Genomic DNA, 592 nt, shown 5'->3' on the forward strand with positions numbered 1-592 from the left:
TCGCTAGGCATAATACCCAGGAGGATTAGCTCAGCTGGGAGAGCATCTGCCTTACAAGCAGAGGGTCGGCGGTTCGAGCCCGTCATCCTCCACCATATGCCGGTTTAGCTCAGCAGGTAGAGCAACTGACTTGTAATCAGTAGGTCGTGGGTTCGATTCCTATAGCCGGCACCAGAGTTTTGAGCCATTAGCTCAGTTGGTAGAGCATCTGACTTTTAATCAGAGGGTCGAAGGTTCGAGTCCTTCATGGCTCACCATTTAAATTGCCAACAAAATATGCGGGTGTGGCGGAATTGGCAGACGCACTAGACTTAGGATCTAGCGCCGCAAGGCGTGGGGGTTCGACTCCCTTCACCCGCACCATTTTTTTAGAATTTCATAATTGCCAGGATAAATAAATCTTATGCACATGCGGAAGTAGTTCAGTGGTAGAACACCACCTTGCCAAGGTGGGGGTCGCGAGTTCGAACCTCGTCTTCCGCTCCAAATGTGCCGGGGTGGCGGAACTGGCAGACGCACAGGACTTAAAATCCTGCGGTAGGTGACTACCGTGCCGGTTCGATTCCGGCCCTCGGCACCATTTTATTTTAAT

At 51.5% G+C, this 592-nt stretch carries 6 tRNA genes; all 6 read left to right on the plus strand.

Features of this window, described 5'->3' with window-relative positions:
• Positions 1 to 19 precede the first annotated feature (19 nt).
• The 6 genes from GJU32_RS22960 to GJU32_RS22985 all read left to right on the plus strand — a co-directional run bounded on the left by GJU32_RS22960 (position 20) and on the right by GJU32_RS22985 (position 580).
• A tRNA-Val gene (locus tag GJU32_RS22960) sits at positions 20 to 95 on the plus strand.
• Positions 96 to 98: 3 nt separating this feature from the next.
• Positions 99 to 174 (plus strand) — tRNA-Thr (locus tag GJU32_RS22965).
• Positions 175 to 181: 7 nt separating this feature from the next.
• Positions 182 to 257 (plus strand) — tRNA-Lys (locus GJU32_RS22970).
• Positions 258 to 278: 21 nt separating this feature from the next.
• A tRNA-Leu gene (locus tag GJU32_RS22975) sits at positions 279 to 363 on the plus strand.
• A 48-nt stretch (positions 364 to 411) separates the two neighbouring features.
• Positions 412 to 486, plus strand: a tRNA-Gly gene (locus tag GJU32_RS22980).
• A gap of 5 nt (positions 487 to 491) precedes the next feature.
• Positions 492 to 580 (plus strand) — tRNA-Leu (locus GJU32_RS22985).
• The last annotated feature ends 12 nt before the right edge of the window (positions 581 to 592 follow it).

Source organism: Lysinibacillus cavernae (genome assembly GCF_009724685.1).
Classification (GTDB): domain Bacteria; phylum Bacillota; class Bacilli; order Bacillales_A; family Planococcaceae; genus Lysinibacillus; species Lysinibacillus cavernae.